This is a genomic window from Blattabacterium cuenoti (assembly GCF_014251335.1).
Taxonomy (GTDB): Bacteria; Bacteroidota; Bacteroidia; order Flavobacteriales; family Blattabacteriaceae; genus Blattabacterium; species Blattabacterium cuenoti_G.
Genome location: NZ_CP059186.1, coordinates 374,580 through 389,484, shown reverse-complemented (window position 1 = coordinate 389,484; position 14,905 = coordinate 374,580). Strand labels below are relative to the sequence as shown.

Annotated in this window: 11 protein-coding genes; 6 read left to right on the top strand and 5 right to left on the bottom strand. The window is 24.1% G+C overall.

Annotation, left to right across the window (positions count from 1 at the left end):
• The first annotated feature begins 11 nt into the window (after positions 1-11).
• Both H0H73_RS01815 and H0H73_RS01810 read left to right on the top strand, forming a co-directional pair.
• The gene (locus H0H73_RS01815; protein WP_185851937.1) at positions 12-1,106 is read left to right on the top strand and encodes an enolase C-terminal domain-like protein; all 1,095 of its coding nucleotides are present in this window, start codon (positions 12-14) and stop codon (positions 1,104-1,106) included.
• A 4-nt stretch (positions 1,107-1,110) separates the two neighbouring features.
• On the top strand, positions 1,111-2,148 hold the full coding sequence (locus H0H73_RS01810) for an AMP-binding protein (protein WP_185851936.1): 1,038 nt from the start codon (positions 1,111-1,113) through the stop codon (positions 2,146-2,148).
• Between the two features lie 10 nt (positions 2,149-2,158).
• Here the strand turns inward: H0H73_RS01810 and H0H73_RS01805 are convergent, their stop codons facing one another.
• Positions 2,159-3,391, bottom strand: a complete 1,233-nt coding sequence (locus tag H0H73_RS01805; RefSeq protein ID WP_185851935.1) for an NADP-dependent isocitrate dehydrogenase — start codon at positions 3,389-3,391, stop codon at positions 2,159-2,161.
• Positions 3,392-3,889: 498 nt separating this feature from the next.
• Here H0H73_RS01805 and H0H73_RS01800 point away from each other — a divergent pair, with 498 nt between their 5' ends.
• The 3 genes from H0H73_RS01800 to H0H73_RS01790 all read left to right on the top strand — a co-directional run bounded on the left by H0H73_RS01800 (position 3,890) and on the right by H0H73_RS01790 (position 7,836).
• Positions 3,890-4,714 carry a serine O-acetyltransferase gene (locus H0H73_RS01800; protein ID WP_185851934.1) on the top strand — a complete coding sequence of 275 codons (825 nt, stop codon included), beginning with the start codon at positions 3,890-3,892 and terminating at the stop codon, positions 4,712-4,714.
• Between the two features lie 19 nt (positions 4,715-4,733).
• Positions 4,734-5,645, top strand: coding sequence for a cysteine synthase A (gene cysK / locus H0H73_RS01795; protein WP_185851933.1), 912 nt, complete (start codon positions 4,734-4,736; stop codon positions 5,643-5,645).
• A 517-nt stretch (positions 5,646-6,162) separates the two neighbouring features.
• Complete coding sequence (locus H0H73_RS01790; RefSeq protein ID WP_185851932.1) at positions 6,163-7,836, top strand: diflavin oxidoreductase; 1,674 nt, start codon at positions 6,163-6,165, stop codon at positions 7,834-7,836.
• A gap of 191 nt (positions 7,837-8,027) precedes the next feature.
• On the opposite strand, the gene H0H73_RS01785 is transcribed toward H0H73_RS01790, so the two are convergent.
• From H0H73_RS01785 to H0H73_RS01775, 3 genes are read right to left on the bottom strand one after another with little or no spacing between them, the layout of a single operon-like run.
• On the bottom strand, positions 8,028-8,984 hold the full coding sequence (locus tag H0H73_RS01785) for a 2-hydroxyacid dehydrogenase (protein WP_185851931.1): 957 nt from the start codon (positions 8,982-8,984) through the stop codon (positions 8,028-8,030).
• A 7-nt stretch (positions 8,985-8,991) separates the two neighbouring features.
• Positions 8,992-11,298: a transglycosylase domain-containing protein gene (locus tag H0H73_RS01780; RefSeq protein WP_185851930.1), complete on the bottom strand. Its 2,307-nt coding sequence runs from the start codon at positions 11,296-11,298 to the stop codon at positions 8,992-8,994.
• Positions 11,299-11,311: 13 nt separating this feature from the next.
• Positions 11,312-12,358, bottom strand: a complete 1,047-nt coding sequence (locus H0H73_RS01775; protein WP_185851929.1) for a PSP1 domain-containing protein — start codon at positions 12,356-12,358, stop codon at positions 11,312-11,314.
• A gap of 79 nt (positions 12,359-12,437) precedes the next feature.
• Between H0H73_RS01775 and coaD the strand changes: the two genes are divergently transcribed.
• Entirely contained in the window at positions 12,438-12,908 is a 471-nt protein-coding gene (gene coaD / locus H0H73_RS01770; protein WP_185851928.1) for a pantetheine-phosphate adenylyltransferase, read from the top strand.
• Positions 12,909-12,914: 6 nt separating this feature from the next.
• On the opposite strand, the gene rnr is transcribed toward coaD, so the two are convergent.
• Positions 12,915-14,852 carry a ribonuclease R gene (gene rnr / locus H0H73_RS01765; protein ID WP_185851927.1) on the bottom strand — a complete coding sequence of 646 codons (1,938 nt, stop codon included), beginning with the start codon at positions 14,850-14,852 and terminating at the stop codon, positions 12,915-12,917.
• Positions 14,853-14,905: the final 53 nt, after the last annotated feature.

The following is a 14,905-nucleotide window of genomic DNA, read 5'->3' as shown; positions in this document are numbered from 1 at the left end:
ATAATAAATAAATGAATAAGCATAGAGAGATTAATTGTTACTTGAAAAAAAAAACGTTTTTTTTTAGTGAAAAAATATTTAATTCTAATAGAAAATTTAAAAAAAATATTATATGGTTTATTATATTAACACAAAATAATAATATAGGAATAGGAGAATGTAATCCAATATTGGATCAATCTGCTTTAAAAAATTTAAAAAAATTTGAAATAGAGTTAATAAATCTTTCTAAAAGGATTCTTTATATAAAAAGAACAGAAATATATTTTTATTATAAATATATTTCATATTCATCTATTTTATTTGGATTGGAACAAGCTTTTTTAAGTTTAAAAACTAAATTTCCTGTGTTATATCATTCTGAATTTACTCATGGAAAAAAAGGAATTCCTATAAACAGTTTAATGTGGTTAAATTCTTTTAATAATATAAAATATGCAATAAAAGAAATGGAAAATCGAATTATTAAAGGGTTCTCATTGATAAAAATGAAGATAAATGCAGAATTATTTAATAATCAGTATTTTGTTTTAAAAGAAATTAGAAAAAAATATCCATTTATAAAGATACGTGTAGACGCAAATGGTTGTTTCAAAAATATTGAGGAAGCTTTATATTACTTAAATAAATTTTATGATTTAGATATTATTGATTCAATGGAACAACCAATATTACCTGGTAATTGGAAAATTATGTCAGAAATATGTGAAAAATCAAAATTACCTGTAGCATTAGATGAAGAATTAGGAAATGTTAATATATTAAAAGAAAAAAAAAAGTTATTGGATGTTATTCAGCCTAAATATATTATATTGAAACCGAGTATAAATGGTGGATTTTATGGATCTGAAGAATGGATATTAGAAGCTAATAAAAGAAAAATAAAATGGTATATCAGTTCTTCTTTGGAAAGTGACATTGGAATTAATGCTATTGCTCAATGGACTTTTATTATGCAAAAAAAATATAATAATCAAGATACTCATGGATTAAATACTGGAATTTTATATCTAAATAATTGGATTTCTTCTTTAGAAATTAAAAAAGGTTCTATTTGGAATAATCCATTTGAAAAATGGAAAATAAAAATTTTATTAAATACATAAAAAAATGTGGATAGATTTTTCTTCTAAAGAAATATTGACTTCTTCTTTTTTTTTCAATAAAAAAAAGGATTTTTGGAAAAAAGCTATTTTTTCTTTTTTAAAAAATTGGTATGATAATAAACCTATATTATCATCTTTAACTTCTGGAACAACAGGAGTTCCTAAAGTTATTTTTTTACGTAAAAAATATATGTATGAAAGAGCTACAAAAACTGTAGAATTTTTAAAATTAAAAGAAAAAGGAGTTAAAGGATTATTATGTTTATCTCCAGATTTTATAGCTGCTAAAATGTTTTTAGTACGTGCTATCATTTTTAAATGGAAAATATATTGTGTTCCTCCATCATCCAATCCTTTAAAAAATATTGAAGAATATTTTGATATTACATCAATGGTTCCGGTGCAAGTTTTTTTTAGTTTAAAATATTTAAAAAATATTAAAATTATTTTAATAGGAGGACATTCTATTTCTAATTTTTTAGAAAAAAAATTGCAAAATATTTCAACAATTTGTTATGCCACTTATGGAATGACAGAGACTTTAGGTCATATTGCTATAAAAAGAATTAATGGATTAAATAAATCTGTTTTTTATGAATCATTTCAAGATATTTCTTTAAGTGTAGATAGTAGGAATTGTTTGGGTATTTCTTCTACATGTTGTATGAATTCATTTGTGCAAACAAATGATATTGTTCATATAATATCTAAAAACACATTTACTTGGATAGGTAGATATGATAATGTTATTAATAGTGGAGGTATTAAAATTATTCCTGAATTAATAGAAAAAGAAATTAGTTTTTTTATTCCTTATGAAAAACGATTTTTCATATCCTCAATTCCGGACAAAATATTAGGAGAAAAAATCATATTAGTTATTGAAGGAAATCCTTTTCCATTACATATTCCAGATACTATTTTTAATGGTAAAAATAAATTTTATAAACCAAAAAATATTTTTTTTATTTCTCATTTTACAAATAATTTATTAGATAAATTTAAGAGAAAAAAAATTACTAAAAAATTAATAAAAATATAATACATATATTTTATGTATTTATTCTTTCATCAAAAAAAATTTTTAGTTTTTTTATAAAAGTTTTAGTATTTAAATAGTTACTTTTTTTCTCATCTTTGTAAGATAATTGAAATAAATCTTTAGTCATATTTCCAGATTCTATAAAATCTATGCATGCTTTTTCCATTTTTTCCGAAAAAAACTTTAAATTTCTATTTTTATCTAGAAGAGCACGATGTTTAAGGCCACGAGTCCAAGAAAAAATAGAAGAAATAGGATTAGTAGATGTTTCTTCTCCTTTTTGATGTAATCTATAATGTCTCGTGATAGTTCCGTGAACAGCTTCAGATTCTAAAGTTTTTCCATCTGGAGTAATTAAAACAGAAGTCATCATTCCTAGTGAACCAAATCCTTGAGCTACACAATCAGATAGAACATCTCCATCATAGTTTTTGCAGGCCCATATAAATTTTCCATTTGATTTAATAGCTTTTGCTATCATATCATCAATTAATCGGTGTTCATAAGTAATCTGTAGTTTTTCAAACTTTGATTTAAATTCATTATTATATATTTCTTGAAATATATTTTTAAATCTTCCATCATATACTTTCAATATAGTATTTTTAGTAGATAAAAAAAGAGGCCATTTTTTATATACAGAATAATTAAAACAAGAACGAGCAAATCCATAAATAGATTCATCTGTATTGTACATTCCCATAGCGATACCGCTACCTATGAAATGATGAATTTTAAATTTTATTGATTTATTTTTTTTATTATCATCTGGCATGAAATAAATATATAATTTTCCTTTTCCCTCAATAAAAAAATCTTTAGCTTGATATTGATCGGCATAAGCATGTCTAGCTACACATATGGGATTTATCCAACTTGGAATCAAACGAGGAATATTTTTTACTATAATAGGCTCTCTAAAAACTGTTCCATTAATAATATTTCTAATAGTTCCATTTGGAGACTTCCACATTGTTTTTAGATTAAATTCTTTCATTCTATCTTCATCTGGTGTAATTGTAGCACATTTAATTCCTACATTATATTTTTTTATAGCATAAGCAGCATCTATAGTGATTTGATCATTTGTAATATTTCTATTTTCTATTCCTAAATCAAAATAGATAATATTTATATCTAAATAAGGAAAAATAAAATATTCTTTTATATACTTCCATATAACTCTAGCCATTTCATCTCCATCTATTTCTACTATAGGTTTACTAACTTTAATTTTTTTCATGAATTTTGAAAAATTTATTATGAATATAACATGTTTTTTTAAAAAAAAGAAATTCTTATATTTGCGTAATTATTTATTTCATAGGGATATGATTCTTAAAAAATAAATTAATTTTTTCTGTATTTGTAAATGAAAAATACTTTCTAGTTCTTTCTTATAAAGAAATAGAAATTTTTACAATTATAGGAACTTTATTTCTGTTTTTTATATAATATAAAATAAAACGTACTTCATAGACTCTTGTAGAGTTTTATATTTATTTATTAAAACTATGTTAGTAGCAGAAGATGATTTAATAAAAATCAGTAATATTTTAAATAAAATAGGATCAAAATTCATTTATACGTAAACGTTTAGTATAATGCTAATGTTGATGATTTGTGTTTGAAAAATATAAAAAACACAAATATAAGTCCGATTTTCTATAATAATATATTATATTAAATCATATTTAATTTAGCCCTGTACTCGAAATATATGATATAATAAAAAAAATAAATGTTAGATTTTTTAACAACCATATTTGAAAATAATAAAAATAAAGATACTTATCCTGATAAAAAGAAATCTGAAAATTTTGTGAATAAATTATTTTACATTTTATTTACTCCAGATCAGGATATTTTGAATAATGTAGTTCTTTTTAGAAAAAATTACGATAAATTACAAGAACTTTTATGTGAAATTTTTATAGAATTGAATATCAAAGAAAAAGATTCTGATAATCTTACTAAAATTTTTTTTCAAAAAGTTCCTAATATTTATCAAACGTTAATAATAGATGCTAATGCAATATTGAAATCGGATCCTGCAGCAACAGTCATAGAAGAAATTTTTCTTTCTTATCCTGGTTTTTTTGCTACTGCATTATATAGAATTGCACATCAATTATGGATTCAAAAAATTCCAATTATTCCAAGATTGATTACAGAATATGCACATAGTAAAACTGGAGTGGATATTCATGCATCTGCAAAAATAGGAAAAGCTTTTGCTATTGATCATGGAACAGGAATAGTGATAGGTTCTAGTACAAAAATAGGAGATAAAGTTAAAATATATCAAGGTGTAACTTTAGGTGCTATTTATGTAGATAAAAAACTATCAAATACAAAACGTCATCCAACGATAGAAGATCAAGTTACAATTTATGCTGGAGCTACTGTTTTAGGGGGAGAAACTATAATAGGTCATGATAGTGTACTTGGAGGTAATGTTTGGGTAACAAAAAGTGTCCCTCCTTTTTCTATAGTATATCAAAAAAGCGAAATAAAAATGAGAAATAATAGTCCTTTTCCTGATCCTATTAATTTTATGATATAATAAAAAAAAAAAATGAAAAATGAAAGTTGATAGTATTTTAAAAACTATTGGAAATACTCCTCATGTACGTCTTAAAAAATTATTTCCTAATCATAAAGTATGGATGAAATTGGAAAAAAATAATCCTGGAGGAAGTATTAAAGATAGAATAGCTTTATCCATGATAGAAGATGCAGAAAAAAAAGAAATTATTCATAAAGGAGATATTATTATAGAGCCTACTTCTGGAAATACAGGAATAGGATTAGCAATGGTTTGTTCTGTGAAAGAATATCGTCTTATTTTAGTTATGCCAGAATCTATGAGCATGGAGAGAAGGAAATTATTTTCTATTTTCGGAGCAAAATTCGTACTCACTCCAAAAGAAGATGGAATGAGAGGAGCTATTAAAAAAGCAGAAGAATTAACTAATACTATTCCGAATTCCTGGATGCCGAAACAATTTGATAATGTTTCAAATCCGAATATACATAAGAAGACAACAGCAAGAGAAATAATCAATGCTTTCCCTAATGGAATAGATTATTTCATTACAGGAGTAGGGACTGGAGGTCATATTACTGGAATAGGAGAAGTATTAAAAAATCAGTACCCTAATATCAAAATTTTTTCTGTAGAACCTATAGAATCTCCAGTTATATTTGGAGGGACAGCTAATCCGCATGCTTTACAAGGATTAGGCGCAGGTTTTATCCCATCTATTTTGAATAGAAAAATATTAGATGGATCTTTTTTGGTATCTAAAGAAGAAGCTTTTTATTATGTTCAACAAACAGCAAAAAAAGAAGGAATTCTTGTTGGAATATCTACTGGAGCTTCATTATCTGCTATAAAAAAACAATTATCTAAATTTTCAAAAGAATCTACAATATTGACGGTGAATTATGATACTGGAGAAAGATATTTATCAGTTGATAATCTTTTTTCATAAACAAGATTTAATTTTTTTGTAAAAATTAATAATATTATTGTATGTGGTAAATTAAATTACCCTGTATATGTATAAAACTATTTTTATAAATTCATTTTTTTTTCTTTGTATTGTTTAAAATGGATTAAATATTTCAATATAATGAAATGATAATGAAAAGAATTCTTATAAAAGATATAAGAATTAAGAGTTATATCAGTTAGAGTATAGTTATAAATTTTTTTTATTTTATTATACGCTCTTTTAGTTTTTAGTTTAGTTGGATCTAGTACGTTTTATAATACAAATTATGTTAATTCCAATTAAATTTTATGAAAACTTAAGATATAAGATAGAAGAAATGAGTATAACATATAAAAATTTTATATTATAAAAAAATTGTAGTTCTATATTGAATTATATTTAATGCTGATATTTTTAAATAATAAAATTATTTTAAATAATATTTGTTATAGGTTATAGTTTAATAGTGTTACTAAGTAAGTATTGTATTAGTGTTTTTATAAAAAAAATCAAAATGTTATCTGAACCAAATAATAAAACATTTTTTAAGTTAATACAAGAATCTTCTCAAGAAGAAATTATATGGATGTGTGGTTATATGTCTGGATTCTTAAAGAATAATATTAAAAAATTTACAAAAAAAAAAGAGGAACAGAAAATTACATTAGTTTATGGAACGGAAACAGGAAACGCAAAAAATTTAGCATTTGATATCTATCAAAAAGTAAAAAAAGAAAAATTACAAATAAAATTAATCGATTTAGATCAATATTGCTTGAAAGATTTAGAAAAAGAAGATTATTTTTTCATCATAATGAGTACGCATGGGGAAGGAGAGCCCCCTTCTTCTGCAAAATCTTTTTTTGATTTTATTCATCATAATAAAAATATTTTCCTAAAAAATATGAAATATAGCGTATTGGCATTGGGAGATAAATCTTATACTTATTTTTGTAAAGCAGGAGTCGATATAGATAAACGTTTACATGATATAGGGGCGAAAAGAATTGTTCCATTATATAAATGCGATGTTGATTATGAAAATCAGGGATACAAATGGTTTTCCGAAATTATAAATTTTTTAAAAAAAAAAAAATATGGAATAAATACGGAAAATAGAAACCGGAAAATTTCCGGATATATTTCAAATAATATAATTTTAAATGATCAAGAAAGAGAATCTGATAAAGAAATTCATCATATTGAAATTTACGTTAAAAATAAAATTAAATATTCTCCTGGGGATTCTATAGGTATTTTTCCAGAAAACCCTTATAGAGAAGTGAATAACATTATAGAATATATCAATAAAAATAAGAAAAAAGAACTCGAAAGATATGAAAACGAAGAAAAAAATAAAATATTTGATCTTTTTAAGAAAAATCTAAATATTCTTTCTTTATCGGAAAATTTTTTGAAAAAATATTCTTCTTTATCGAAAGATAAAAATGTTTTTTTAAATTATAAATGGAAACTTGTTGATCTTTTAACAAAATTTCCTATAGAAAATAAATATTCTTTAAAAGATTTGATAAAAATTATGGAACCTATAAAACCTAGACTCTATTCTATTTCTTCTTCTCCTACAACTCATGGAAACGAAATACATATTACTGTATCTCGTCATCGTTTTCTATTAAATGGAAATACTGTATATGGTCATTGTTCCGATTTTTTATCTAAACTTAAAATAGGATATAAATTATTTTTTTTCATTTATAAAAATCGAATATTTAAATTACCCAATCCAGATAAGGATATAATTCTTATTGGCCCCGGTACTGGAATTGCTCCTTTTCGCTCTTTTTTATATGAAAGAGAAGCAACAAAAGCAACGGGTAAAAATTGGTTATTTTTTGGAGATCAACACTTTCATAAAAATTTTTTATATCAAACAGAAATCCAAAATTGGAAAATAAAAGGAATTCTTCATCGTGTTAATTTCTCTTTTTCTAGAGACCAGGAAAAAAAAGTTTATGTGCAGAATAAAATATGGGAAAATAAAATAGAATTTTTTTCTTGGATCAAAAATGGAGCCTATGTTTATCTTTGTGGAAATAAAATTCCTATGAGTCTAGATGTAGAAAAAATGATTTGTCAAGTGATAGAGAAAGTAGGAAAATGTGATTCAAAACTTTTTATAAACAAAATGAAAAAAGAAGGAAGATACTTAAAAGATGTATACTGAATTTTAATTATTGAATAATAAAAATATGACTTTATTACAAAATAAAAAATGTAATTAAAAATAATTTCCGAATTAATTTTTGTTAGGACTTTTCTTTTTTTTTATATAAATAATATATACTTATTCTGAATAAGAATATATTTATTCATATGATATATAATATTATAATTTTATATAATATCGTATTAAAATTATGTTGTATTTAGTTTATGATTTAAAAAAATGATTTTTTCTACAATTTTTTTATCCATTTTATATTTTGATTCTTTAGTCCATCCTGCAATATGTGGTGTTAATATCACTTTATTAGAATGAATAAGATAAAGAAAACTTTTGGTAAGTTTCTGTTGGCTTAAAATATCACTATAGGAAAAATTTTCATATTCTAAAACATCTAAACATGCTCCATATATTTTTCTATTTTTTAATGCTTCCGCTAAATGACTTGTAATTACACACCCTCCACGAGAAGTATTTATAAAATAAAAAGGTTTGCAAAATTTTTTTATAAAATTATAATTTATCATTCCTTTTGTTTTCTGTGTATAAGGTACGTGTAAACTCACTACATCTGATTTTTTAAAAATCGTATTCATATTTACTTGTTTTCCATAAATATCTCCTACTTTAGGTAGGATATCATAACATAATATTTTAGCATCAAAACCTGATAATTTTTTTGCAAAAGCCTTTCCTGTATTTCCATATCCAATAATTCCTATTGTTTTTCCCATAATTTCTATTCCTCTATTCATCTCTCTACTCCATTTTTTTTTTGTAATTATTTGTTGGTGTGAACGAATAATATGATTCATCATACATAGTAACATACCTATAGCATGTTCTGCTACCGCGTCTTTATTTCCTTCTGGAGAAGAAATTAAAGTTATTCCTTTTTTTATAGCACAATCTTTATCTATATTTTCTGTTCCAGATCCAATTCGAGCTATAAACTTCAATTTTGTAGCTTTTTCAATAAATTTTTTATCTATTTTTAACCTACTTCTTAAAATAATACCATCATATGACGATATATCAATTTTATCTGTTGAGTCCTTGTAATTTTCATCACAAATAAATCCTTCTTTTTTTAACTTATATATAATAAAAGGATGATTTTTATCCAATATTAATATTTTTTTTATCATATACTATTTATTTATCATAATCTTTGTTGTTTTCTAAGTTTAACTTACCATCGTAATCTATAATTTCTTCTTTTAAAGAATTTTTTTCTTCCTCTTTTTTTTCTTCATTAATTACGTTTTCTTCTTTGAGATGAATTTCATTACAATGATCCCAATTAGATTGATAATTTTTAGGTTTGTGAAACAATAATTTATCATGATAAATTAAATTAATATCTCTATACAAACTTTTCATGTAATATGCCCATATAGGTAAAGCCATATTTGCTCCTTGTCCAAGTTTAATATTCTCAAAATGAGAAAATCTATCCTCCCATCCTACCCAAACACCAGTGGTTAAATTAGGAATCATTCCTATAAACCATCCATCTGAATTTTCATTAGTAGTCCCTGTTTTCCCAGCTATATCTCCTGTAAGATTGTACGATTGTAACCTTTTTGCTGTCCCATATTGAACGACTCCTTGCATTAGTTTTAACATCATATACCCTACTTCTTCACTAAAAACTTGTCTTCTACTAAGATCTACATGTTCTTTAATTAAATTTCCATTTTCATCCTCTATTTTTACTAAAATAGAGGGTTTAAAATAAATTCCATAATTAGTGAATGTATTGAATGCTCCTGTCATTTCATATAAAGTTAAATCAGCAGAACCAAGCGCAATAGATGGATGTTCAGGTATTATAGATACTATACCCATTTTTTTTGCTAAATTAATTACTGGACCTGGAGTCATTTGGGATATTAAACGAGCTGAAATTGTATTAATGGAAAAAGCTAAACCATCTTTTAAAGTAAGAGTCCCTCCGTATTTTCCATTAGAGTTTCTAGGGCTCCATTTTCCCAAATGAAATTTTTCATTTGAGATTTTTGTACAAGGATTATAATGTAACTCATTAATAGCTGCCGCATATAAAATAGGTTTAAAAACAGAACCGACCTGACGTTGTGTTTGTGCGACATGATCATATTGAAAATAATTAAAATCTATTCCTCCTACCCATGCTTTAATAAATCCAGTAGAAGATTCCACGGATAACATGCCTGCTTGAATAATACTTTTTTGATACCGAATAAAATCCCATGGAGACATAAATACTTTTTTCGATCCCTTCCAAGTAAATAATTTGATTAATTGTGGTTTTTGAAATTCTTTTACAATTTTTTCTTCTGTTAACCCTTTTTGTCTTAAATCTTGGTAAAGAGAAGTTCTGTGCATAGCAGATATCAGGATTCTTTTTGTTTTTTCCGGAGTAATATTTAAAAATGGAGCATTTTTATTCGTTTTTTGAAAACGATTAAATAAAATTTGTAATTTACTGAGATGTTTTTTTACTGCTTCCTCTGCATAATTTTGCATTTTAGCATCAATAGATGTATATATTTTTAATCCACTAGAATAAAGATTAAGTTTTTGTCCAGTTTTTTTTTCATGTTCTTCTAAAGCTTCTTGTATTTCTTTTTTTAAGAATTCACCATAATAAGTAAGTAACTCAAAGTCTTTTTTTTGTATTTTAAAATTTATTTCTACAGGTTTTTCTAACTCTTTTTTATATTTATGTGTATTTAATAAATTATATTTTCTCATTTGACGTAAAACCAAATTCCTTTGTTTTTTAGCTCTATAAGGATAATTTTTTGGATTATATAAAGAAGGATTTTCTAGCATTCCAACTAATACAGCACATTCTCCTAAATTTAGGTCAGAAACTTTTTTATTAAAATAAGTATGAGCTGCAGTTTCTATTCCTTTTGCGTTATACAAAAAATCAAATTTATTATAATACATAGTAATAATTTCTTCCTTTGTATAACGTTTTTCTAATTCAATAGCCATTACCCATTCTAAAAGTTTTTGATGAATTCTTTCTAATTTATTTTTTGCAGATGGTCCTGTAAAAAGAAGTTTAGCCAACTGTTGTGAAATGGTACTTCCTCCTCCTTTTTTTCCTAAAGAAAGAATTGCTCTAAGAAAAGATTTAGCATCTATTCCAGAATGATATTTAAAACGAATATCTTCTTTCGCAAGGAGTGCATTTACAAGATTTTTTGGAAGTTGTTTATAATTAACTAAAGTTCTATTTTCGGAAAAAAATCTACCCAATAATATTCCATTAGAATCATATACTTCTGATCCTACTTTCATTCCAGGATTTTCTATATCCTTAGTACTAGGTAAAGTACCTAAATAACCTTTAGAAGCTGCATAAAAAATACTAATGATAATACTTATTCCTATAATAAATAAAAACCAAAAATAAAAAATAAGTCTAATGAAATAAGAATTTATTTTTATACTTTTTTTATACACGTATAAAATTATTTTATATAGATAAATCTTTAAATGTTAATTCTGTTTTTTGAATGATATTGATAGTTGATAATTCCTCTAAAGGAGGTGATATTTTATTTTTTTCTAAAATATCTTTAATTTTTTTTACTTTTATTCTAAACCAAGTATTAGGGGTCTTAACATAAGAAAACCACATTTCCTGTTTAAAAACATCAATTTTCATACATTGAGCAATTCCTTTTTCTGTATGAATTTTACTGTTAAAATCCGGAAAATTTTTTATAGCATCTAAGTAAGCATCTAATTCATAATTCAAACAACATTTTAATTTACTACATTGTCCTGTTAATTTTTGAATATTAATGGAAAGTTGTTGATATCTTGCTGAATTAGTTGTTACACTTTTAAAATTTTTTAACCAAGTGGAACAACAAAGTTCCCTACCGCAAGAACCGATTCCACCAATTTTTGCCGCTTCTTGTCTATATCCTATTTGACGCATTTCTATACGTGTATGAAAATAAAAAGCAAATTCTTTAACCAATTTTCTAAAATCAACTCTGTTTTCAGCTGTATAATAAAAAATAGCTTTTTCTCCATCTCCTTGATATTCTACATCACTAATTTTCATAGAAAGATTTAAATTTTTTGCAATTTTTTTAGCTTTTAAAAGAGTTGTAAATTCTTTTCTTTTAAAAGATTTCCAAATATTTATTTCTTTATATGTTGATTTTCTGTATATTTTTTTAAAAGTATTTGAGTTAATACTTTGATTTCTTATTTGTAATTGGACCAATTCTCCAGTCAAATAAACTATACCTATGTCATATCCTATATCTGATTTTGCTTCTACAGTAACAATGTCTCCTTGATTAAGGAATATTTTTTCTTGATTAAAAAAAAATTCTTTTCTATCATTTTTAAATTGTATTTCTACAATATCATATTTTTGATATTCAAAAGGAGATTGAATATTGGATAACCAATCCAATGTATTAGGTTTGTAACATCGTTTTTCTTGAATAATATTTTCTTTTTTTGCACATTTATTTAAACAATCGGAACATGATTTATTCATTATTATAATAATAAGTTGCAGAAGCAAAAATAAATTATGTTTTTTTACTTTGTTTATTATAGTAAAAAATATATTTATTATGAATAAAAAAATAGCAGTATTTCCTGGATCTTTTGATCCCATTACTTTAGGACATTATGATATTATTCTTAGAGCTTTAAATTTATTTGATAAAATTATTATAGCTATTGGAAAAAATTTTGAAAAAAAAAATATGTTTTCTCTTAAAAAGAGAAAAAAGTGGATACAAAAAACTTTTTTAGGTTTATCACAAAAAATAGAAATTGATTCATTTAACGGATTAACTATTTCTTTTTGTATAAAAAAAAAAGCTAAATTTTTATTAAGAGGCATTCGAAATCAATTAGATTTTGAATTTGAAAAAAATATATTTATTGCTAATAAAGAATTATATAAAAAACATGTTATTGAAACTGTTTATCTTTTCTCTTCTTATGAAAAATCTCATATTAGTTCTTATATTGTAAGAGACGTTATAAAAAATGGAGGAGATTATACTATATTTGTCCCTTCTACAGTTAGAATATAAATTTATTTATATCCAAGTAAGGATAATTTGTTTTTTTTCCATATTGACGTTAATAAGCTTTACTCTTACTTTATCTCCTAAATGATAAATTTTCCTTTTTTTTTTCCCAATGATACTATAATTATTTGAATTCAGAACATAAGAATCTTCTTTAATATCACGTAACCTTACCATTCCTTCAGTTTGAAATAATAGTAAATCAATATAAACGCTCCAATCAGTAAATCCAGTAATAATCCCATCAAATTCTTTTCCTATAAATTTTTTTATATATTTAACTTGTATATATTTTAGAAAATCTCTTTCTGCATCTATAGCTAAACGTTCTTTATAACTGCAATGTTGAGATTGTTTTTCATAAAATTCTATTGTTTTTAACTTGTATTCTTCATTTTTATTCGTTAAATAATAATATAATAAACGATGTGCTATTATATCTGAATATCTTCTTATGGGAGAAGTAAAATGAGTATAATAGATGAAAGACAAACCATAATGACCTATATTTTTTGTGGAATATTTGGCTTTACTCATGGCACGAAGAATTAAATTTTCAATTATATTTTGTTCTGGTTTTCCTTTAATCTTTTTTAGTAAATGATTAATAGAGATTTTTATATTTTTTAAATCTAAAAAATAACCTAAAGGTTCTATAACTTTTTTAAGAAAGAAAATTTTCTGAAAATCAGGTACATCATGTACTCTATAAATATAAAGTTTATTAGAAGGAGCTCCATCTAAATTTAAGCTAACAAATTCTGAAATTTTTCGATTTGTTAATAACATAAATTCTTCAATTAAACGATGTGCATCATTGTTTTTTTCCATATGTAAAGATATTGGATTATTTTCCTCATCTAAATGAAATTTTACTTCTACTTTTTCTAGATAAATTCCTCCATTTTTTAACCGATTTCGAATTAATATTTTAGAAAACAAAAATAATGTGTAAATCTCTTCATAATAGTCTCCTTTTTTTTGATCTATAATACACTGAACTTCATCATATGTAAATTTTTTGTTAGATTGTATTATAGTTTTTCCAAACCAATTATTCAATATTTTTCCTTGATTATTTATATTAAAAATATAGGAAAAACTTAATTTATCTTTTTTTGGTTGTAGAGAGCATAGATCATTAGATAATATTGTAGGAAACATAGGAATCACCTCTCCGACAAAATAAATAGATGTAGCACGATAATATGCTTCTTGATCTAATAAACTTCCTTCTTTTATATAATGAGAAACATCAGATATATGCACTCCTATTTCCCAAGTATCAAAGTTCAATTTTCTGATTGAAAGAGCATCATCAAAATCTTTTGCATTCAAAGGGTCTATAGTAAAAGTATTGACATCTCGCATGTCTCTTCTCAAGTTCATGTCTAAATTTTTTTGGGAAAAAATTTTATTAGCTTCATTTTCAATTTTTTTGGAAAATTTATACGATATTCCATATTCTTCCAATAAAGAAGAAATTTCTGTTTTATATTCCCCAGAAGATCCAAATACTTTTACGATTTTTCCAAAAGGATTTTTAAATTTTTTAGGCCATGATATGATTTGAACTAATACTTTATCATTGTGATGGCTATTTTCCAATTTTTGTATGGGGATTAATATATCTACATGAATATTATGATTATGTACAATTCCATATTTAGATTGAACGTCAAGTTTTAATATGCCAATAAATTTTTTAGTTTTTCTTTTGATTATTTTTAGTACCTCTCCTTCCATTTTCATTCCTTTCTTCGTAAAGGAAAATCTAACTTTTACTAAATCACCTTCTAAAGCTCTATTCGTTTTATGTTTTGGAATAAAAATATCTTTTTTAAATTCGTTGATATGAACAAATGCATATCCATGACTAGTTACATTAATAAATCCTGTGGATAAATTATTATAATGTTTTTTTTTTATTTTTCTTTCTTTTTTCATGATAAAAACATATCTATCTATAAACTATAGATTTTTAGATACTTGTTATTAAA

Bases quoted from the DNA above. Each gene is read 5' to 3' on its own strand.
- rnr (WP_185851927.1), bottom strand. From the start codon at position 14,852: ATGAAAAAAGAAAGAAAAATAAAAAAAAAACATTATAATAATTTATCC.
- H0H73_RS01810 (WP_185851936.1), top strand. From the start codon at position 1,111: ATGTGGATAGATTTTTCTTCTAAAGAAATATTGACTTCTTCTTTTTTT.
- H0H73_RS01785 (WP_185851931.1), bottom strand. From the start codon at position 8,984: ATGATAAAAAAAATATTAATATTGGATAAAAATCATCCTTTTATTATA.
- cysK (WP_185851933.1), top strand. From the start codon at position 4,734: ATGAAAGTTGATAGTATTTTAAAAACTATTGGAAATACTCCTCATGTA.
- H0H73_RS01775 (WP_185851929.1), bottom strand. From the start codon at position 12,358: ATGAATAAATCATGTTCCGATTGTTTAAATAAATGTGCAAAAAAAGAA.
- coaD (WP_185851928.1), top strand. From the start codon at position 12,438: ATGAATAAAAAAATAGCAGTATTTCCTGGATCTTTTGATCCCATTACT.
- H0H73_RS01815 (WP_185851937.1), top strand. From the start codon at position 12: ATGAATAAGCATAGAGAGATTAATTGTTACTTGAAAAAAAAAACGTTT.
- H0H73_RS01800 (WP_185851934.1), top strand. From the start codon at position 3,890: ATGTTAGATTTTTTAACAACCATATTTGAAAATAATAAAAATAAAGAT.
- H0H73_RS01790 (WP_185851932.1), top strand. From the start codon at position 6,163: ATGTTATCTGAACCAAATAATAAAACATTTTTTAAGTTAATACAAGAA.
- H0H73_RS01805 (WP_185851935.1), bottom strand. From the start codon at position 3,391: ATGAAAAAAATTAAAGTTAGTAAACCTATAGTAGAAATAGATGGAGAT.